This window comes from Curtobacterium sp. MCLR17_054 (genome assembly GCF_003234335.2).
Taxonomy (GTDB): domain Bacteria; phylum Actinomycetota; class Actinomycetes; order Actinomycetales; family Microbacteriaceae; genus Curtobacterium; species Curtobacterium flaccumfaciens.
In genome coordinates, this window is sequence record NZ_CP126263.1 from 1,536,756 (window position 1) to 1,557,164 (window position 20,409).

At 70.8% G+C, this 20,409-nt stretch carries 17 protein-coding genes; 15 read left to right on the forward strand and 2 right to left on the reverse strand.

What is annotated here, in order from left to right:
* Position 1 precedes the first annotated feature (1 nt).
* From murD to DEJ08_RS07450, 15 genes are all read left to right on the forward strand, one after another.
* Positions 2 to 1,537 (forward strand): UDP-N-acetylmuramoyl-L-alanine--D-glutamate ligase, encoded by a 1,536-nt coding sequence (gene murD / locus DEJ08_RS07380; protein ID WP_111023104.1) that lies wholly within the window; start codon positions 2 to 4, stop codon positions 1,535 to 1,537.
* Positions 1,500 to 2,765 carry a putative lipid II flippase FtsW gene (gene ftsW / locus DEJ08_RS07385; RefSeq protein WP_027465248.1) on the forward strand — a complete coding sequence of 422 codons (1,266 nt, stop codon included), beginning with the start codon at positions 1,500 to 1,502 and terminating at the stop codon, positions 2,763 to 2,765. The genes murD and ftsW overlap by 38 nt, the downstream gene beginning before the upstream one ends.
* Positions 2,762 to 3,859: an undecaprenyldiphospho-muramoylpentapeptide beta-N-acetylglucosaminyltransferase gene (murG, locus tag DEJ08_RS07390; RefSeq protein ID WP_111054976.1), complete on the forward strand. Its 1,098-nt coding sequence runs from the start codon at positions 2,762 to 2,764 to the stop codon at positions 3,857 to 3,859. The genes ftsW and murG overlap by 4 nt, the downstream gene beginning before the upstream one ends.
* Positions 3,856 to 5,277 carry a UDP-N-acetylmuramate--L-alanine ligase gene (gene murC / locus DEJ08_RS07395; RefSeq protein WP_111054975.1) on the forward strand — a complete coding sequence of 474 codons (1,422 nt, stop codon included), beginning with the start codon at positions 3,856 to 3,858 and terminating at the stop codon, positions 5,275 to 5,277. The genes murG and murC overlap by 4 nt, the downstream gene beginning before the upstream one ends.
* Positions 5,274 to 6,560, forward strand: coding sequence for a cell division protein FtsQ/DivIB (locus DEJ08_RS07400; RefSeq protein ID WP_111054974.1), 1,287 nt, complete (start codon positions 5,274 to 5,276; stop codon positions 6,558 to 6,560). The genes murC and DEJ08_RS07400 overlap by 4 nt, the downstream gene beginning before the upstream one ends.
* A gap of 146 nt (positions 6,561 to 6,706) precedes the next feature.
* Positions 6,707 to 7,867 (forward strand): cell division protein FtsZ, encoded by a 1,161-nt coding sequence (gene ftsZ, locus DEJ08_RS07405; protein ID WP_111054973.1) that lies wholly within the window; start codon positions 6,707 to 6,709, stop codon positions 7,865 to 7,867.
* A 7-nt stretch (positions 7,868 to 7,874) separates the two neighbouring features.
* A complete protein-coding gene (locus DEJ08_RS07410) occupies positions 7,875 to 8,600 on the forward strand; it encodes a YggS family pyridoxal phosphate-dependent enzyme (protein ID WP_111054972.1) in 726 nt (241 codons plus the stop codon).
* A 41-nt stretch (positions 8,601 to 8,641) separates the two neighbouring features.
* Positions 8,642 to 9,226 carry a cell division protein SepF gene (locus DEJ08_RS07415; RefSeq protein WP_071405422.1) on the forward strand — a complete coding sequence of 195 codons (585 nt, stop codon included), beginning with the start codon at positions 8,642 to 8,644 and terminating at the stop codon, positions 9,224 to 9,226.
* 68 nt (positions 9,227 to 9,294) lie between these two features.
* A complete protein-coding gene (locus tag DEJ08_RS07420; protein WP_084741074.1) occupies positions 9,295 to 9,591 on the forward strand; it encodes a YggT family protein in 297 nt (98 codons plus the stop codon).
* Between the two features lie 185 nt (positions 9,592 to 9,776).
* Positions 9,777 to 10,457 carry a DivIVA domain-containing protein gene (locus DEJ08_RS07425; protein WP_071405424.1) on the forward strand — a complete coding sequence of 227 codons (681 nt, stop codon included), beginning with the start codon at positions 9,777 to 9,779 and terminating at the stop codon, positions 10,455 to 10,457.
* Positions 10,458 to 10,459: 2 nt separating this feature from the next.
* On the forward strand, positions 10,460 to 11,164 hold the full coding sequence (gene lspA, locus DEJ08_RS07430; RefSeq protein ID WP_258367170.1) for a signal peptidase II: 705 nt from the start codon (positions 10,460 to 10,462) through the stop codon (positions 11,162 to 11,164).
* Entirely contained in the window at positions 11,161 to 12,090 is a 930-nt protein-coding gene (locus DEJ08_RS07435) for an RluA family pseudouridine synthase (RefSeq protein ID WP_111054971.1), read from the forward strand. The genes lspA and DEJ08_RS07435 overlap by 4 nt, the downstream gene beginning before the upstream one ends.
* Before the next feature lie 735 nt (positions 12,091 to 12,825).
* Positions 12,826 to 16,305, forward strand: coding sequence for a DNA polymerase III subunit alpha (gene dnaE, locus DEJ08_RS07440; protein WP_071245757.1), 3,480 nt, complete (start codon positions 12,826 to 12,828; stop codon positions 16,303 to 16,305).
* A gap of 11 nt (positions 16,306 to 16,316) precedes the next feature.
* Positions 16,317 to 16,667, forward strand: a complete 351-nt coding sequence (locus DEJ08_RS07445; RefSeq protein ID WP_111033321.1) for a DUF2200 domain-containing protein — start codon at positions 16,317 to 16,319, stop codon at positions 16,665 to 16,667.
* Positions 16,664 to 17,467 carry a hypothetical protein gene (locus DEJ08_RS07450; protein WP_111054970.1) on the forward strand — a complete coding sequence of 268 codons (804 nt, stop codon included), beginning with the start codon at positions 16,664 to 16,666 and terminating at the stop codon, positions 17,465 to 17,467. The genes DEJ08_RS07445 and DEJ08_RS07450 overlap by 4 nt, the downstream gene beginning before the upstream one ends.
* Before the next feature lie 59 nt (positions 17,468 to 17,526).
* Here DEJ08_RS07450 and DEJ08_RS07455 read toward each other — a convergent pair whose 3' ends face one another.
* Both DEJ08_RS07455 and DEJ08_RS07460 read right to left on the reverse strand, forming a co-directional pair.
* Positions 17,527 to 18,981 carry a glycosyltransferase family 2 protein gene (locus DEJ08_RS07455; RefSeq protein WP_111054969.1) on the reverse strand — a complete coding sequence of 485 codons (1,455 nt, stop codon included), beginning with the start codon at positions 18,979 to 18,981 and terminating at the stop codon, positions 17,527 to 17,529.
* A complete protein-coding gene (locus DEJ08_RS07460; RefSeq protein ID WP_111054968.1) occupies positions 18,978 to 20,348 on the reverse strand; it encodes a glycosyltransferase family 4 protein in 1,371 nt (456 codons plus the stop codon). The genes DEJ08_RS07455 and DEJ08_RS07460 overlap by 4 nt, the downstream gene beginning before the upstream one ends.
* Positions 20,349 to 20,409: the final 61 nt, after the last annotated feature.

The following is a 20,409-nucleotide window of genomic DNA, read 5'->3' on the forward strand; positions in this document are numbered from 1 at the left end:
GGTGTCCTCGCCGTCCCGCCTCCAGTCCCTCGACAGCTGGTACTCCGAGGGGTGGAAGGGGCTCAACGTCGCCGTCCTCGGCCTCGGTGCCACCGGGTTCTCGGTCGCCGACACGCTCGTGGAGCTCGGCAGCGAGGTGACGGTCTACTCGTCCGACGCCCCCGCCGACAGCGTCGAGCTGCTCGACGTGATCGGTGCCCGGTTCCTGCAGACCCCGCTCGACACCGTGCCGGACGCCCTCGTGCAGCAGGCGCCCGACGTCGTCATCGTGTCGCCGGGGCTGCCCCCGCACAACGCCACCGTGCAGTGGTCGGTGACGAACAGCACCGTCTGGGGCGACATCGAGCTCGCCTGGCGCGTGCGCGACAAGGTCGTCCGCGGCCCGGTCGCGGCCCCCTGGATCACGATCACGGGCACGAACGGCAAGACCACGACGACACAGCTCACGACCGCGATGTACGAGGCCGGCGGCCTGCGTGCCGTCGCGTGCGGGAACATCGGCGTGCCGGTGCTCGACGTCGTCCGCGACCCGGTCGGCTACGACGTGCTCGTCGTCGAGCTCTCGAGCCACCAGTTGCACTACGCGGCGACGTCCGGTGACGGCGCCGTGGTGCCGCTCGCGAGCGCCTGCCTCAACATCGCCGACGACCACCTGGAGTGGCACGGCTCCGCCGAGGCGTACCGCGCGGCGAAGGCCAAGGTCTACGAGCGCACCGTGATGGCGTGCGTCTACAACACCTCGGACGAGGCCACCCGGCAGATGGTGCAGGAGGCCGACGTGGTGGAGGGCTGCCGTGCGGTGGGCTTCACCCCCGGCGTCCCCGCTCCCGGTGACGTCGGCATCGTCGAGGACGTCCTGTGCGACCGGGCCTTCAACGAGGACCGCCGCAACAGCGCGCTCGAGCTGTCGACCATCGCCGACCTCGAGGCCGCCGGGCTCGCCAGCCCGCACATGACCATGAACGTCCTGGCCGCCGCTGCCCTGGCCCGTGCCGGCACCGTCCAGCCGAGCGCCATCCAGTCGGCCGTCCGGGCGTTCCGTGCCGACCACCACCGCACCGAGCTCGTGGCCCAGGCGGACGGCATCACCTGGGTCGACGACTCCAAGGCCACGAACCCGCACGCCGCCACCGCGTCGCTCGCGTCGTTCGACACCGTCGTGTGGATCGTCGGCGGCCTGTTCAAGGGCGTCGACGTCGACGGTCTGGTCGAGCGCTTCGGCCCCGGCGTCCGCGCCGTCGTGGTGATCGGCACCGACCGGACCCCGGTCCTCGAGGCATTCGCGCGACACGCGTCCACGGTCCCGGTGCTCCAGGTGGAGACGACGGACACTGATCAGGTCATGCGCGAGGCGGTCCGGCATGCCGCATCGGTCGCGAGGCCGGGCGACACCGTCCTCCTCGCCCCGGCGGCGGCGTCGTTCGACCAGTTCGGCTCCTACGCCGACCGGGGGCAGCGTTTCGCGGCCGCGGTCAACGAGCACCTGGGAGGAGAAGTCGATGGCGACGACACCGACGGATCTTCCGAACAGCCGTAACGGCCGGACCGCGTCGACCCCACGACGGACCAACGGCGCGATCGTCGCCGTCAAGAACGTCTTCGTCGCGGAGTCCAGCACCTTCTACACGATCCTCGGCGTCACCCTGTTCCTCGTCGTCTTCGGCGTCGTGATGGTGCTGTCCTCGTCGAGCGTCGAGGAGTACGCGGCGACCCACGACTTCTTCGGGGCGGCGTCCCGCCAGGGCCTGTACGCCGTGCTCGGCGTGCCGCTCATGCTCATCGCCAGCCGGGTCCCGACCCGGATCTGGCGGAAGTGGGCGATGCGGCTGCTCGGTGCGGCGCTCGTCCTGCAGCTGCTCGTGTTCACCCCGCTCGGCATCGACATCCAGGGCAACCGGAACTGGATCGAACTCGGGTCGTTCACCGCGCAGCCGTCCGAGGTGGTGAAGCTCGGGCTGGTGCTCGGCATCGGCGCCATCATCTACGTCAAGCGGGACAAGCTCGACGACTGGAAAGAGGTGTTCATCCCGATCGGGATCGCCTCGATGCTCTCGCTCGGGCTCGTCGTCCTCGGCGGTGACCAGGGCACCGCGATGGTCATGCTCATCCTGGTGTTCGGCGCGCTGTACATCGGCGGCGTCCGCGCCCGGCACCTGCTCGTCGGCCTCGGTGCGTTCGCCGTGATGCTGCCGTTCGTGACGATGGCCTCGGCCTCGCGCTCGACCCGCATCAGCGCCTGGCTGTCCGGGTGCACCGACACCAGCCAGTACCAGGACATCTGCTGGCAGCCCGTGCACGGCATGTGGGCGCTCGCGTCCGGCGGCGTGTTCGGCGTCGGCCTCGGCAACTCCAAGGCGAAGTGGTCGTGGCTGCCCGAGGCGGACAACGACTACATCTTCGCGATCATCGGCGAGGAGCTCGGCCTGATCGGCGCCGTCGTGGTGCTCAGCCTGTTCGTGGTGCTCGCCGTCGGCATGATCAAGATCATCCGGCAGTCCCGCGACCCCTTCGTGAAGACCGTCACCGGTGGCATCCTCGCGTGGATCATCGGCCAGGCGCTCATCAACATCGCGGTCGTCCTCGGCCTGCTGCCCGTGCTCGGTGTGCCGCTGCCACTCATCTCGGCCGGTGGTTCGGCCCTCATCATGACCCTGGTGGCGATCGGCGTCGTGCTCTCCTTCGCCCGTGACCTGCCCGGCAAGAACGACCCCGGCCTGACGAACGCCCCACTCGGCCGGACCTCCACGAACGGATCACTGCGGTGAGCAAGTACCTCTTCGCCGGCGGCGGCACCGCCGGCCACGTCAACCCCCTGCTCGCGGTCGCCGACCGGCTGACCGAGCGGGACCCGGGCGCCGAGGTGCTCGTGCTGGGCACCGCCGAGGGCCTGGAGTCCCGTCTCGTCCCGATGCGCGGCTACGAGCTGCTGACGATCCCGCGCCTGCCGTTCCCGCGGAAGCTGAACGGAGCCGCCCTGCGCTTCCCGCAGCGGTTCGCGGTGGCGGTCAAGCGGACCGAGCAGATCATCCGCGACCACGAGATCGAGGTGGTCCTCGGGGTCGGTGGCTACGCGGCCGCTCCGGCGTACATCGCCGCCCGCCGCACCGGCACCCCGATCGTCGTGCACGAGCAGAACGCCAAGCCCGGGCTGGCGAACCGCCTCGCCGCCTTCCTCACCGAGCATGTCGGCCTGACCTTCTCGAACACCCGCCTGCGTCACGGCCGCGTCGTCGGCATGCCGCTCCGTCGCGAGATCGAGTCGCTCGACCGCCGTGCCGTCCGGGCCGAGGGGCTCGCCGAGTTCGGGCTCGACCCGGACCGGCCCGTGCTGCTCGTGACCGGTGGCTCCTCGGGCGCACGGAGCATCAACCGGACGATGAACAAGTCCGCTGCCGCGATCGTCGGAGCCGGCTGGCAGGTCCTGCACGTCGTGGGCGCCGCGTCGGACATCGGCCCGAGCGACCTCGACGGCTACCACGTGCTGCCCTACTGCGACCGGATGGACCTGGCGTACGCGGCGAGCGACTTCGTCGTGTCGCGCTCCGGCGCCGGCATGGTGTGCGAGCTGACCGCCGTCGGGCTGCCGAGCGTGCTCGTGCCGTACCCGGTGGGCAACGGTGAGCAGCGCCACAACGCGAAGGACGTCGTCGACGCCGGGGGAGCCGTCCTGGTGGCGGACGGGGAATTCGACCAGGACTGGGTGACGTTCCAGCTGCTGAGCATCCTGCAGGACCGCTCCCGCATCGCGGACATGACCGTGCGGGCGGGCAGCGTCGGCCACCGCGACGGCGCCGACCGGATGACCGACCTGGTCCTCGACGCCGCGAAGCAGGCCCCCAGCACCACGGAGGAACGATGACCATCAAGCCGGACCTGACCCAGCCGATCCCGGACGACCTGGGCACGGTGCACTTCGTCGGCATCGGCGGCGCGGGGATGAGCGGGATCGCGCGGATGTTCCTCGCCGCCGGGCACCGGGTGACGGGCACCGACTCCCGCGAGACGGAGACGACCGGCACGATGCGCGACCTCGGCGCGACCGTGCACATCGGTCACGACGCCGCGAACGTCGGCGAGGCCGACACCATCGTCGTCACGAGCGCCCTCTGGCCCGACAACCCCGAGCTCCTCGAGGCACAGCGCCGCGGTCTGCCGGTGCTGCACCGCTCGCAGGCCCTCGCCGCCCTGATCGCCGAGCACCGTCTGGTCGCGGTCGCCGGTGCGCACGGCAAGACCACCTCGACCGGCATGATCGTCACCGCGATGGTCGAGCTCGGCCTCGACCCGAGCTTCGTCAACGGCGGCGTCATCCAGTCCCTCGGCACCAGCTCGGCCCCGGGGTCCAGCGACCTGTTCGTGGTCGAGGCCGACGAGTCCGACGGCTCGTTCCTGCTCTACGACGTCGCCGTGGCCCTGATCACCAACGTCGACGCCGACCACCTGGACCACTACGGCAGCGAGGAGGCCTTCACCGAGGCCTTCGTCGAGTTCGCCGCGAAGGCGAGCGAGCGCGTCGTCATCTCGAGCGACGACGCCGGCGCGAAGACGGTCACGGCCGGCATCCGCCAGCGCCCGGACGCCCCCGAGATCGTCACGTTCGGCGAGGCCGTCGACGCGGACGTCCGCATCGAGGGCATCACCGAGTCGGCGGGCGTCGAGGTCGACTTCCGCGCCGGTGGCGAGGCATACCACCTGACCCTCCGAGTGCCCGGCCGCCACAACGCGATCAACGCCGTCGGCGCCTTCGCGGTCCTGACCGGCCTCGGCGTCGCCCCGGCCGACGCGGTCCGCGGGCTCGAGGCGTTCGGTGGCACCCAGCGCCGCTTCGAGCTGCACGGTGTCGAGCGCGGCGTCTCGGTCTACGACGACTACGCGCACCACCCGACCGAGGTCGCCGCGGCGCTCAAGGCCGCCCGTAACGTCGTCGGTGACGGTCGCATCATCGCGATCCACCAGCCGCACCTGTACTCGCGCACCCGCCTGATGGCCGGCGACTTCGCCAAGGTGTACGAGGAGCTCGCCGACCACACGGTCGTGCTCGACGTCTACGGCGCCCGCGAGGACCCGGAGCCCGGCGTGACCGGTGCCCTGGTGCAGGAGCGCTTCGCCGACCAGTCGCGCGTCGAGTTCCTGCCCGACTGGGACGAAGCGGCGGCCCGCGCGGCCGCGGTCGCCCGTGACGGCGACATCATCATGACGCTCAGCTGCGGCGACGTGTACCGGATCATCCCGCAGGTGCTCGGGGCCCTGGGCACCGACGGAGCGTCGTCCCGGTGAAGCGCCCCGAGGGGTTCGACGAGGGGGACGCCCGCAGGGACGCCCCGGCCGAGGCCGCGGAAGCGCCCCGGCAGCGTCGTGGTCCCTCGAAGCCGCGGCTGCCGTTCCGCGGACGCGTCGCCGACGACCGGGAGGCCCGTCCCGCGTCCGCCCCGGACGCCCCGGTCGACGAGACGGTCGCCGACACCGCCGAGCCCACCCCCGCGGACCGGCCCGCCGCCGACACGTCGGGTCCGCACCGGGACCGCGTCGGCGCGTTCGCCGGCGCGGCCGGACGCCGGTTCGGCGCCGGGCTCTCCACCGTCGCCGACCGCCTGCGCGAGTACACCCCGAACGAGGACCACCGGGACCCGGAGGCCGACCGTCGCGACGCGGAACGCCGAGCGGCCTCGAGCGGTGGAGCCGACCGCGACGCGACCGTGACCGACGTGCTCGACGCGGGCAGTGCCTCCCGGACCGACCAGCACGCCGAGGCGCCCATCGGGGCGCGGGTGCGCGCTGCCGAGACCGCCCGCGAGGCGCGCATCGCGAAGCGGCGCCGTCGGCTGCTCGAGCGTGCCGAGGTCCGCCGGTTCACCCGGCGCAGCCGGCACCGTCGCGCCGCGTGGATCACGGCGGCGAGCGTCGTCCTGGTGCTCGGGGTCTCGATCCTCGTCGCGGTGTTCTCCCCGCTGATGGCGCTCCGCACCATCGAGGTCAAGGGCACCAACCGCGTCGACGAGTCCGCGCTGCGCCAGGCGCTGTCCGACCAGATCGGCACGCCCCTGGCCCGGCTCGACTTCGACGCGATCAAGCGGGACGTCGCCGGGTTCCCGCTCATCGAGAGCTACGTGACCGAAGAGGCCCCGCCGCACACGCTCGTCGTCACGGTGACCGAGCGCACGCCGGTGGTCGCGGTGCGCTCCGGCAGCACCTTCGACCTCGTCGACCCCGCGGGCATCGTCGTGCAGTCGTCGCCGAAGCGCCCGGCGACCATGCCGCTCGCCGACATCGCCCGCGCGCGCCTGGGGTCCTCGAGCTTCCGCACGATGACCGAGGTCGTGCTGGCGCTGCCCTCGACGGTCCGGTCCCAGGTGACGCGCGTCGCCGGGTCGACGGCCGACGACGTCACCCTGACGCTCAAGGACGGCTCGACCGTCGTGTGGGGGAGCCCGGACGACTCGGACGCGAAGGCCGAACTGCTCACCGCACTGGTCAAGGACCACGCGGCGCGGAACCCCGGCGTCGTCGTCGAGTACGACGTCTCGGCACCGGACAACGGCGTGATCCGTGCCAAGGACTGAATTGCCGGACCTGATCGGCGACACGCGGCGTGGCGGGGCGACACTGCGCCGAACGCACCCGTAGCGTCGGAGCCAGCACCACATCTACCAGCATTGCCCCTGAACTTCAAGTAGAGGTTGAGGGTTCTACCGGAGGCCTGACTGACGTGACCACGAACCACAACTACCTCGCCGTCATCAAGGTCGTCGGTGTCGGCGGCGGCGGCGTCAACGCCGTCAACCGCATGATCGAGCTCGGTCTCCGTGGGGTCGAGTTCATCGCGATCAACACCGACGCCCAGGCACTGCTGCTCAGCGACGCCGACGTCAAGCTCGACGTCGGCCGCGAGATCACCCGCGGCCTCGGCGCCGGCGCGGACCCCGAGGTCGGCCGTCGTGCCGCCGAGGACCACGCCGAGGAGATCGAAGAGGCCCTGGCCGGCGCCGACATGGTGTTCGTCACCGCGGGCGAGGGCGGCGGCACCGGCACCGGTGGCGCACCGGTCGTCGCGCGCATCGCGAAGTCCATCGGCGCACTGACCATCGGTGTCGTCACGAAGCCCTTCAGCTTCGAGGGCAAGCGTCGCCAGTCGCAGGCCGAGAACGGCGTCGCGGGCCTCAAGGACGAGGTGGACACGCTCATCGTCGTCCCGAACGACCGCCTGCTCGAGATCAGCGACCGCGGCATCTCCATGGTCGAGGCCTTCGCCACGGCCGACCAGGTCCTCCTGGCCGGTGTGCAGGGCATCACGGACCTCATCACGACCCCGGGCCTGATCAACCTCGACTTCGCCGACGTCAAGAGCGTCATGCAGGGTGCGGGTTCCGCGCTCATGGGCATCGGCTCGTCGCGCGGCGCCGACCGTGCGATCAAGGCGGCCGAACTCGCCGTCGCGTCGCCGCTGCTCGAGGCCTCCATCGACGGTGCGCACGGTGTGCTGCTGTCGATCCAGGGTGGTTCGAACCTCGGCATCTTCGAGATCAACGACGCCGCGCGTCTGGTGCAGGAAGCCGTGCACCCCGAGGCGAACATCATCTTCGGTGCGGTCATCGACGACACCCTGGGCGACGAGGTCCGCGTGACCGTCATCGCCGCGGGCTTCGACGGCGGCGAGCCGGCGCAGCAGCAGAAGGAACGTCGCTCGAGCTACGTCGACCCGGAGTCGAGCGTAGCGGCGCCCGTCGCCGCCTCGACCGGCGCGATCGAGGACTCCACCACGTCGAGCCCCTCCTGGGCCTCGCAGGAGCACCAGCCGCCGGTGCAGCGCGCCGCCGACCCGGCGTTCGACGACGACGACGAGCTCGACGTCCCCGACTTCCTGAAGTAACCCACCCTTGGTAGCCGACACGCGCCTCCCGTCCGCCTCGTCTCACGACGACGGACTGGAGGCGCGCGTTGCGTCCGTCCGGAGCGGCATCGCCGACGCGGCGCGAGCCGCAGGGCGCTCACCCGACGAACTCACGCTCGTCGTCGTCACGAAGTACCACCCGGCGTCGCTCGTGCGCGAGCTCGCCGAACTCGGCGTGACGGACGTGGGGGAGAACCGCCACCAGGAGGCGCAGGCGAAGGCCGCCGAACTGGCGGACCTCGGCCTGACCTGGCACTTCGTCGGGCAGCTGCAGTCGAAGAAGGCCCGGCAGGCCCGTCGGTACGCCCACGTCGTGCAGTCGCTCGACCGCGGCTCCGTCGTCGACGCGTTCGCCCCGACCGAGGCCGAGCCGGAGCCGCCGGTCATCGACGGCTTCGTCCAGGTGAACCTCACCGACGACCCCGGGCGTGGCGGGGTGCAGCCGGACGACGTCGAGGCGATGGTGGCCCGTGTCCTGGCCACCGGGACGATCCGACTGCGGGGTGTGATGGCGGTCGCGCCCCTGGACGAGGTGCCCCGAGCCGCCTTCGCCCGACTCCGCTCGATCTCCGAACGGGTCGTGTCGCTCGAGCCCGGCGCCACCGACATCTCGGCCGGCATGAGCGGGGACTACGCCGAGGCGATCCTCGAGGGCGCGACACACCTGCGGATCGGCACCGCAATCACGGGAAACCGGCCGCCCGCACCCTAGCCTCGTTGCAGGGCACCACGAGCACGAACCCCGGAGGAACCATGGCCAACCCGCTGAAGAAGACGATGGTCTACCTCGGCCTCGCCGATGAGGAACTCGACTACGAGGACGAGCAGCAGGCCGAGCCCGCGCGCCAGCAGGCAGCCCCTGCTCGCCAGGCCGCAGCGGCTGCTCCGGCGCCCGCCGAACCGCAGGAAGCCCCTGCCGCGGCAGCAGCCCCGGCGGCCGCTCCCGCAGCGGCGCCGGCTCCCACCAAGACGCACACCCACCAGCGCGGCGCCCAGGTCACTCCGCTCCGCCGCTCGCACACGACCGCACAGAAGGCGACCCCGGTCCAGGAAATGAACGAGATCCTCACCGTCCACCCGCGCGAGTACAAGGACGCCCAGTCCATCGCCGAGAGCTTCCGCGACGGCATCCCCGTCATCATCAACCTCTCGCAGATGACCGAGGGTGACGCCCGACGCATGATCGACTTCGCCTCCGGGCTGTCGCTCGGCCTGTTCGGCAAGATCGAGCGCGTCACGAACAAGGTCTTCCTCCTGTCGCCGGCTCACGTCGCAGTGAGCGGTGAGCCCGCTGAGGTAGAGTCCGACATCGAGGCGAACTTCTTCGCCCAGTCCTGAGCCGTACCCGGCACACCCGCCCCTGAGCGTCGTCCGACGACGCTCGCCCGAGACGAGCGAGCCCCATCGTGTCCGTGATCCTAGGGATCATCTCCCTCGCGTTGCTCCTGTACTTCTTCGTGATGTGGGGGCGCTTCGCGCTCGACCTCGTGCAGAGCTTCAACCGTTCCTGGCGGCCGCGCGGGGGCATGCTCGTGGTGTCCGAGTTCGTCTACACGGTCACGGATCCGCCCATCCGAGCGGTGCGACGGGTCCTCCCGCCGCTCCGACTCGGGCCGGTGGCGCTCGACTTCGGCTGGACGATCGTGATGCTCGTCGTCATCATCGCCCGGTTCGTCGTCGCCGCCCTGGCACGCGGTATCTGAGCGGACTCCCGTCCGCGACACGCGCCACGCCCGGCGCAGGTCACGGTTCCGCCCCATCGTCGGTGTACGGTGGTCGGGATCGATGCCCGCTCCGGTGGCGCATCCGCACCGCACGGTACGACTGGTAGATTCGGTCGCACCGCACGCGGTTCCACACGTTCAGCAGTTCTATTGAGGTGACGGCAATGGCTTTGACGCCGGAAGACGTAGTCAACAAGCGGTTCCAGCCGACGAAGTTCCGCGAGGGCTACGACCAGGACGAGGTCGACGACTTCCTCGACGAGGTCGTGGTCGAGCTCCGTCGCCTGACCGCGGAGAACGACGAGCTCCGCCAGCGCCTGCAGGCGGCCGAGTCGGCCCCGCAGCCGGCGCAGGCCGAGCAGCCCGCTCCCGCAGCCGAGCCGGAGCCCACCCCGGCCCCGGTCGAGGCAGCACCGGAGCCCGCTCCGGTCGCCGCGGCGGCTCCGGCCACGACGGTCCCCGCCGACGAGGACACCGAGGGCACCACGAACCTCCTGACCCTGGCGCGTCGTCTCCACGAGGAGCACGTCCGCGAGGGCATCGAGAAGCGCGACGCGCTCATCGCCGAGGGCACGGCCCAGGCGGCTCGCCTGGTCTCCGAGGCCGAGGCGAAGCAGCGCCAGATCATCGCCGACACCGAGAACACGAACCGTCAGCGTGTCGCGGTGCTCGAGCAGGAGCAGCGCCAGCTCGAGGGCAAGATCGACGAGCTCCGGACCTTCGAGCGCGACTACCGTGCGCAGCTCAAGAGCTACATCCAGGGTCAGCTCTCCGAGCTCGACACCTCGGGCGAGCAGTCCGGTCTCACCCCGGCGCCGGCTTCGGCGCAGGGCTTCGGCAACTGACGTTGTCACGACCAGCATCACGAGCGAAGGTCAGTGTCCGCGCGATCGCGGCACTGGCCTTCGCCGCTGTCGTGGTGGTGGCGTTCGACCAGGTCGCCAAGACGCTGGTCGTCGCGAACCTGCCGTACGGCACCCCCGTCCCGGTCCTCGGCGGGGCGTTGCAGTTCCTGTACGTCCGGAACCCGGGGGCCGCGTTCTCGTTCGCGGTGAACATGACCTGGGTGTTCTCGGTCATCTCGGCCGCGGTCGTCGTCGCGATCATCGTGTACTCGCGTCGCATCCGGTCGATGTGGTGGGCCATCGTGCTCGGCATGCTGCTCGGCGGCGCGCTGGGCAACCTGCTCGACCGGCTCTTCCGTGAGCCCGGCTTCGGTCGTGGCCACGTCGTCGACTTCATCTCGACGCCGTGGATGATGCCGGCGATCTACAACGTCGCCGACTCCTTCATCTGCATCAGCATGGTGGTCTTCGTGCTGCTGGTGATCCTCGGCGTGAACCTCGACGGCACCCGCACGCTCTCGGCCAAGCGACAGGCTCAGCTCGACGCGGCGCAGCCGGTCGACGCGGCGCAGCCGGTCGACGCGGCGCAGCCCATCGACGGTGGGGCCGCGTTCTCGTCGGCCGATGCCGCTCTCGACGAGCCGACCCGCGCCTCCAGGCCGGAGGACCGCGACCGTCGCGACACGCTGGGCCACGACGCCACGTGAGCGAATCGCGTTCTCTTCCCGTGCCCGACGGGCTCGCCGGTGAGCGCGTCGACGCCGCCATCGCGAAGCTCCTCGGCTTCAGCCGGTCGTTCGCGGCCGACGTCGTCGCGGCCGGCGGCGTCCGCGTCGACGGCGTCCCCGTCGACAAGTCGGACCGGCTGCACGCCGACTCCTGGCTCGAGGTCGAGTGGACCCCGAAGGAGCCGCCGCGCATCGTGCCGGCGGCCGTGCCGGGCATGACGATCGTGCACGACGACGAGGACATCGTCGTCGTGGACAAGCCCGTCGGTGTCGCCGCGCACCCCTCGCCGGGGTGGGACGGTCCGACCGTGCCCGGGGGCCTCGCCGCCGCCGGGTTCACCATCGCGACCTCCGGCGCCGCCGAACGTGCCGGGATCGTGCACCGCCTCGACGTCGGGACCTCGGGCCTGATGGTCGTCGCGAAGACCGAGCTGGCGTACACGCACCTGAAGCGGGCCTTCAAGGAGCGCACCGTCGAGAAGGTCTACCACGCGCTCGCGCAGGGCCACCCCGACCCGACCTCGGGCACGATCGACGCCCCCATCGGGCGGCACCCGTCGAGCGACTGGAAGTTCGCGGTCACGTCGGAGGGCAAGCCGAGCGTCACCCACTATGAGACGCTCGAGGCCTTCCGGGCCGCCACCCTGCTCGAGGTGCACCTGGAGACCGGGCGCACCCACCAGATCCGGGTGCACATGGCTGCCACACGCCACCCGCTCGTCGGGGACACGATGTACGGCGCCGACCCGGTGCTGGCGACCGAGCTCGGGCTGACGCGCCAGTGGCTCGACGCCGTCCGGCTCGGCTTCGACCACCCCCGCACGGGCGAGTGGGTGTCCTTCGAGGCGCAGTACCCGGAGGACCTTCAGGCAGCGCTGGAGCAGATCCGGAGTGCGTCGCTCTGACGTGCCCGGGCGCTTGCGCCGAGTGGTCGTGAGCTGTCGGATGCGGCGCCGCCAGGCGACGCTTTCTGCGCCCGCGGCGGAGCGCGTGCGGCGTGTCCTGCCGTCTCGGCGGGGCGCCCCGCCTCCCGTCCGCCGCGCCCGGGCGCTTGCGCCGAGGGGTCGCGAACTGTCGGCTGCGGCGCCGCCAGGCGACGCTTTCTGCGCCCTCGGCGGCCGGCGTGCGGCGTGTCCTGCTCTCTCGGCGCGGCGCCCCGCGCGTGTCCAGACCGACGCGCCCGGGCGCCTGCGCCGAGGGGTCATGAACTGTCGGCTGCGGCGCCGCCAGGCGACGCTTTCTGCGCCCTCGGCGGGGCGCCCCGCGCGTGTCGCGACCCGGTGCCGGTCTGGAGGCGCGGTGCTGGCCCGCCACGCGCCTCCCGGCACGCCCGGGCGCTTGCGCCGAGGGGTCACGAACTGTCGGCTGGGGCGCCGCCAGGCGACGCTTTCTGCACCCGCGGCGGTCTGCCTGCGGCGTGTCCTGCCCCCTCGGCGTGGCGCCCCGCGCGCGTCGCGACCCGATGCCGGTCTGGAGGCGCGCTGCGGCCCCGCCCCGCGCCTCCCGTCCGCCGCGACGCGCGCGGGAATGTGGGCGGCCGCGGTTAGGCTGTTCCCACCCCGCAGCACACCGTACGAACCGGAGGTTCCGTGTCGGATTCCGACTCCTTCGTCCACCTGCACGTGCACAGCGAGTACTCGATGCTCGACGGTGCCGCCAGGCTCTCCGACCTCGTGGCGGAGACCGCCGCGCAGGGGATGCCCGCCGTGGCGGTGACCGACCACGGCAACATGTTCGGCGCCTTCGAGTTCTGGAAGGCCGCCAAGGCCGGTGGCGTCAAACCGATCATCGGGACCGAGGCGTACATCACGCCCCGCACTCACCGCTCGGACAAGACCCGTGTGCGCTGGGGTGACGGCGGGGGCGACGACGTGTCCGGCGCCGGCTCGTACACGCACATGACGATGTTCGCCGAGAACACCACGGGCATGCACAACCTGTTCCGGTTGTCGTCCAAGGCGTCGCTCGAGGGCTACTACTTCAAGCCCCGTATGGACATCGAGCTCCTGCAGGAGTACCACGAGGGCATCATCGCCACGACCGGCTGCCCCTCGGGGGAGATCCAGACGCGCCTGCGGCTCGGCCAGTACGACGAAGCGGTGCAGGCCGCCGCCGACTACCGCGACATCTTCGGCAAGGAGAACTACTTCGCCGAGGTCATGGACCACGGCCTCGAGATCGAACGCCGGATCATGAGCGACCTGATCCGCCTGGCGAAGGACCTCGACATCCCGCTGGTCGGCACCAACGACCTGCACTACACGCACGCCCACGACGCCAAGTCGCACGCGGCACTGCTCTGCGTGCAGTCCGGCTCGACCCTCAACGACCCGAACCGCTTCAAGTTCGACGCCGACGAGTTCTACCTGAAGACCCCGGCGCAGATGCGGCACGTCTTCCGCGACAACCTCGAGGCCTGCGACAACACGCTGCTCATCGCGGAACGCTGCAACGTCGAGTTCGACACCTCGGCCAACTACATGCCGAAGTTCCCGGTGCCCGAGGGCGAGACCGAGCACTCCTGGTTCGAGAAAGAGGTCGCGAAGGGGCTGGACTACCGGTACCCGGACGGCATCTCGAAAGAGGTGCAGGACCGCGCCGACTACGAGGTCGGCATCATCAACCAGATGGGGTTCCCGGGCTACTTCCTGGTGGTCGCGGACTTCATCAACTGGTCCAAGAACAACGGCATCCGCGTCGGTCCGGGTCGTGGCTCCGGCGCCGGCTCGATGGTGGCGTACGCGATGCGCATCACCGACCTCGACCCGATCCGGCACGGCCTGATCTTCGAGCGGTTCCTCAACCCGGACCGCGTCTCGATGCCCGACTTCGACGTCGACTTCGACGACCGGCGCCGCGGTGAGGCGATCAAGTACGTCACCGAGAAGTACGGGTCGGAGCGCGTCGCGCAGATCGTCACGTACGGCACGATCAAGGCGAAGCAGGCGCTCAAGGACTCCTCGCGCGTCCTCGGGTTCCCGTTCGGCATGGGCGAGAAGCTCACCAAGGCGATGCCGCCGCCCGTGATGGGCAAGGACATCCCGCTCACCGGGATCTTCGACAAGGACCACCCGCGCTACAAGGAAGCCGTCGACGTCCGCACCGTGGTCGAGACCGACCCCGAGGCGAAGACCGTCTTCGACACCGCACTCGGGCTCGAGGGGCTGAAGCGCCAGTGGGGCGTGCACGCGGCCGGCGTCATCATGTCGAGCGATCCGCTCATCGACATCATCCCGATCATGAAGCGGGAGCAGGACGGCCAGATCGTCACGCAGTTCGACTACCCGGCAGCAGAGTCGCTCGGCCTGATCAAGATGGACTTCCTGGGGCTCCGCAACCTCACGATCATCAGTGACGCCCTCGACAACATCAAGACGAACCGGGGGACCGAGCTCGACCTCGAGAACATGGGGCTCGAGGACCCCGAGGCGTACGCGCTCCTGCAGCGCGGCGACACCCTCGGTGTGTTCCAGCTCGACGGTGGGCCGATGCGTGGCCTGCTGCGGCTGATGAAGCCCGACAACTTCGAGGACATCTCCGCGCTCATCGCCCTGTACCGCCCGGGGCCCATGGGTGCGAACTCGCACACGAACTACGCGCTCCGCAAGAACGGCGAGCAGCCGATCACGCCGATCCACCCGGAGCTCGAGGAGCCCCTCAAGGACATCATCGGCACGACCTACGGCCTGATCATCTACCAGGAGCAGGTCATGGCCATCGCGCAGAAGGTCGCCGGGTTCTCCCTCGGCCAGGCGGACATCCTCCGCCGCGCGATGGGCAAGAAGAAGAAGTCCGAGCTCGACAAGCAGTACGCGGGCTTCCAGCAGGGCATGAAGGACAACGGGTACTCCGACGCGGCGATCAAGACGCTGTGGGACATCCTGCTGCCCTTCTCCGACTACGCGTTCAACAAGGCGCACTCGGCGGCCTACGGTGTGGTGTCCTTCTGGACCGCGTACCTCAAGGCGCACTACCCGGCCGAGTACATGGCGGCGCTGCTGACGAGCGTCGGCGACGCCCGCGACAAGCTCGCCCTGTACCTCAACGAGTGCCGCCGGATGGGCATCAAGGTGATGCCGCCGGACGTCAACGAGTCGATCGGCTTCTTCGCCGCAGTCGGCGACGACATCCGCTTCGGCATGGGTGCCATCCGCAACGTCGGGTTCAACGTCGTCGACGACATCGTCAAGGCGCGGACCGAGAAGGGCGCCTTCGAGTCGTTCCACGACTTCCTGCGCAAGATCCCGATCTCGTCGGCGAACAAGCGCACGGTCGAGTCGCTCATCAAGGCCGGCGCCTTCGACGAGTTCGGTGACACCCGCCGAGCCCTGGTGGAGATCCACGAGGGCGCGGTCGAGGGCGCGGTGAAGGTCAAGCGCGACGAGGCCCACGGCAACGTCGGGTTCGACTTCGACTCGCTCTTCGCCGAGGCAGCCGAGGACGCCCCGAGCGCCGCGGTGTCCCAGGTGCCGGACCGTCCGGAGTGGTCCAAGCGCGACAAGCTGGCCTTCGAGCGGGACATGCTCGGGCTCTACGTGTCCGACCACCCGCTCGCGGGTCTCGAGATCGAGCTCGCGAAGCACCAGTCGATCACCATCGCCGACCTGCTCACCGCCGACGACTCGATCGAGGGCGAGACGGTCACCGTCGCCGGCCTGCTGACGAGCGTGCAGCACCGGGTGGCGAAGACGAGCGGCAACCCGTACGGCATCGTCGACATCGAGGACTTCGGCGGCCAGATCGGCGTGATGTTCCTGGGCAAGACCTACCAGGAGTTCGGCCCGTCCCTGGTGCCCGACTCGATCGTCGTCCTGCGCGGCCGCGTCAACGTCCGCGACGACGGCAAGGCCCTGCACGCGGTGAGCATGTTCCAGCCGAACGTCGGCGACGCGATGGGCTCCGGCCCGCTCACCCTGTCGCTGCCCGAACGCCAGGCCACGACGACCACGGTGACGGAACTCGCCGCCGTGCTCGGCCGCCACCAGGGTGACACCGAGGTGCGGTTGAAGCTGCTCAAGGACGACGTGGCGCGCACCTTCGAGCTGCCGTTCCCGGTGAACCTGACCCCCGACCTGTTCGGCGAGCTGAAGAGCCTGCTCGGACCCCGCTGCCTGGTGTAGGTGCGCCGACCATGGCCGGTCACCGGATCTTCGGGACGCCCGTCGCGGACGTCTACGGGCACTACCTGGCGAAGGTGGAGCGGAAGGGCCACACGAAGGCGGAGCTCGACACCGTCATCGAGTGGTTGACCGGCTTCGACGACCGGGCGCTCGCGCAGCACCTGGCCGACCGGACCACGTTCGAGGACTTCTTCGCTGGCGCACACCTGAACCCGAACGCCCCGCTGATCACCGGGGTGATCTGCGGGGTGCGGATCGAGGAGCTCGACGACCCGCTCATGCGGCAAATCCGGTACCTCGACAAGCTCGTCGACGAGGTCGCCAAGGGCCGGCCGATGGTGAAGATCCTGCGGACCGCGTGACCGACGGCCAGCCGGCACCACCGGATCCCGGAGTGCTCGCCGCGTTCGGTGCGGGAGCAGCCACACCGGTGCCACTCGTGGGCGGCCGCGGCCGCTCCTGGCGGGCGGGCGACATCGTCCTCCGGCCCCACGACGGTGCGCTCGTGACGGACTGGCGCGCTGCGGTGCTCGCGGACCTGGGCCACACGTCGGCGTTCCGGACTCCGAGACCGGTGCCCACTCGCGCCGGTGCCTGGCGGTGCGGGGAGTGGGAGGCGTGGGAGTTCGTCGCCGGGGCAGCTGACGACACCCGTGTCGACGACGTCATCCGAGCGGGTCGGGCCTTCCACCGCGCAGTCGCCGGCGTCGGGTGCCCCGCGTTCCTCCGGACGGCCGACCCCGAGACCGACGACCCGTGGCGTCGCGCCGACCGCATGGCCTGGGGCGAGGCACCACTGCCGACCGACCCGACCCTCGATCGCCTGGCCGCGGCGTTCCGTCCCGTCCACGCGCCGGCGCAGTTGGTCCACGGGGACCTGCTCGGCAACGTCCTGTTCGCGGAGGGACTCGCGCCCGGGATCATCGACTGGCCTCCCTACTGGCGTCCGGCCGGCACGGGAGCCGCGATCGCCGCAGTCGACGCGGTCTGCTGGCACGGCGTGTCCGTCGACCGCCTCGACGATCTCGGCGAGGGCGAACACGAGTGGCGGCAGTTGCTCCTGCGCGCCCTCGTGTTCCGGATCGCCACGCTGCACCTGCTCGGTGCGTTCGACGGGGCCAGCGTCGCGCGACACCGCGCGGTCGTCGACGCACTCGCGTGACGGACGGGAGGCCCGTGGCGGCGCCGCCACGGGCCTCCCGTCCGCTCGTCGGTCGTCGCTCAGGCGCCGCGGCCGGCGATCGCGCGGAGGCGGGCGACGATGCGCGGGTTGCGCGCACCGAACGTGAGCGCGGCGAGGCGTCGGACCGACACCGTCGCGCGGTGCACCAGGAGCCCGGTCGCTTCGGCGATGTCCGAAACCGCGTGCCAGCGAGCACGCAGGGACGCCGGGTCGATCTCGTTCGCGGCGGCTGTGCGGACGAGCCGGACGAGGTCGTCCCCGTCGCGCCAGCTCGTGCTCTGGTTCTCGAAGCGGCGCAGGATGCGGTCGATCGCCGACGCACGGTGGTTCGCGACCGCGTGTGACCACCGGACGTCCTGCGACACGGGGTCGACGAGGATCCAGCGGGGAGCGTTGGCGTTGAGCGCGGAGAGCTGCGCGAACGTGGTCAGGGCGCCGAGGGCGACCGCGACGTCGAAGATCTGCCGTGGCCGGCCGCCGACGGCGATCGCAGCGCCCGGGAACGCCTCACGGGCGTCTCGGATCTGCGACTTCGCGACGATGACCGTGACGACGACGTCATCCGGCGCTGCAGCGAGGGTGCTGCGGGTCCGGGCGATGACCTCGTCGGTCAGGTCGGCCGGGAGGTGCAGCGCCACGCGGACGACGTCGTCGTCGGGCAGGAACGCATCGGCGAACACGTCGACGGCGTCACGGTACCGGGCGAGGAAGAGCGCGATCGCGCCGCCGTAGAAGGGGTAGCGCTCGAGCAGGATCCGCTCGTGCTCGAGTCGGAGCGAGGGACCGCGATCCCCGCTGAAGCTCGTCGAGCCCGTGTGCAGGACCAACGCGCGGTTCGCCAACACCGAGGTGAAGCCGTGCTCGTTGATCCGCAGGCAGAAGTCGTTCTCCTCGCCGTAGCCGGGGGAGAAGACGTCGTCGAACAACCCGAAGCGGTCGACCATCTCGCGCCGGATGAGGAAGCAGAAGCCCATCGCCACCGGGGAGACCGTGTGCCGCGGGAGCAGGTACTTCGTCCGGCCGTGCAGCTCGCGGGTGCGGCGCGGTGCGAGGCTCGCGCGCGGGTTCCGCCGCGCGTAGGGGAAGGACGCGATCGTGGCGTTGTCGCTCCTCGCGCACACGACGCCGATCGAGTCGTCCGAGGCCAGGACCGCGGTCATCTCGTCCAGGAACCCCGGCATCGGGACGGTGTCGCTGTTGAGGAGCAGGACGTCGTTGCCCGTGCGGTCGAGCTCGAGGACCGCCCGGTTGCAGTTGCCGACGAAGCCGAGGTTGCGGCTGTTGCGGGTGTACTCGAACCCCTCGTGGTCACGGACGAGCTCGAGCACCCGGGCCTCGATCGCGTCGACGCGGGGGCCCATGTCGTTCGCCAGGAGCACGCGGTCGACGGCGAAGTCCACCGTCTCGAGCAGTGCCTCGATGCAGCGCTCGAGACCGGGGAGGTCGTCGTAGATGGGGACGACGATCGTGACCGGACGACGGTCGCGCGTCATCGCCGAGCCAGCTTCCGGACGACGACGCCGGGCTGGGCGATGAGTCGGCCGACGGCCCCGGAACGGGATCGCACGCGGCTCGCGAGGAGTCCGACGGCGGCTCTGGCGCTCGTCGCACCGAGCGACGCGTACGCGCCGGGCAGCTCGAACCAGTAGCGCGCCGCCTGGGGGAGCCGGTAGCCCTCGGTGCCGACCAGCGCGACCAACCGTGCGATGGCCGCGGCGTTGTCGTGGCCCGCACCCGTGACGGTGGCGAGGCGTTCCGGTGCAGCCGCACCGTGCCTCCTGGCCGTGTCCGGGACGGCCGCGTACGCGGCGAGGGCATCGGCGAGGGCGTTCGTGTCCTCGGCATCGACCAGCGCGCCGGTCACACCGGGCTCCACGAGTTCCGCGCTGCCGCCCTGGCGCGTGGCGACGACGGCCTTGCCGAGCGCCATGTACTCGGCGGTGGTGCGACCGAAGGCCTCGATGGTGGACGGTGTGACGCAGACGTCGGCCGCCTCGATGAAGGGCGCGGGCGTGTGCTGCTCGCCAGCGAACACGACGTGCTCGGCGACACCGAGCGCGCGGGCGCGGTCGGTGAGCCGCTGGTCCTCACCCGGGTGCTTCCAGCTCCCGACGAAACAGACGCTCGCGGTCACGCCTCGTCGGCGCAGCGCGCCGAGCGCGTCGACGACGCGGTGCTGACCCTTGGACTCCTCGACGCGGCCGAGGACCGTGATCCGGAGGCCGGGTTCTGCCTGCGGGAAGGGGGTGACGGCAGGCGTGTCGTCCTTCGTCGCCAGGAGTCGGCTCGTGTCGACCGTCGGGTAGGCGACGGAGAGCTTGTCGGCGGGAATGTACTGCGCCAAGTGCTCGCGCATGGCCTCGGAGTTGGTCACGACGGCGCCGGACAGCAAGCCGATGTCGCCGAGGACGCCCGCACGGCCCGTCTGGAACTGCAGGCCGTGGTCGAGGTCGCCGTACTCACGGACGAACCACGCCTGCGGGATCCCGAGGACCGCGGCGGCGAACGACGCCCACGGGGCGACGAGTGTGTTGGTGACGACGAGGTCCGGGCGCTCGCGCTCGTACTTCCGGATGATCGCGTTCACGGCGGCGTAGTCGACGGTCGCGAAGGCGGCGCGTTCCGCAGCCGGTGCGGGCTGTGGACTCGGCAGGGCCCAGCCGCGGAACCGCAACGCGTCGTACGACCAGCCCCGCTCGTCGAGGGCATCGATGAACTTGCCGCGCGGGGCCTTGGTGATGAAGGTCGGCGTCATGGCCGGGTCCTGCGCCTGCCAGTCCTCCACGAAGCGGATGAGTGACCGTTCCGCCCCGCCGAGGTTCACCGGTGCGGTGGAGTGGTTGGCGAAGCTGACGATCACCCACCAACCCTACTCAGGTTTCACCAGGTGTTCGTCTCCGCGGCGCCCGCAGCGGACATGC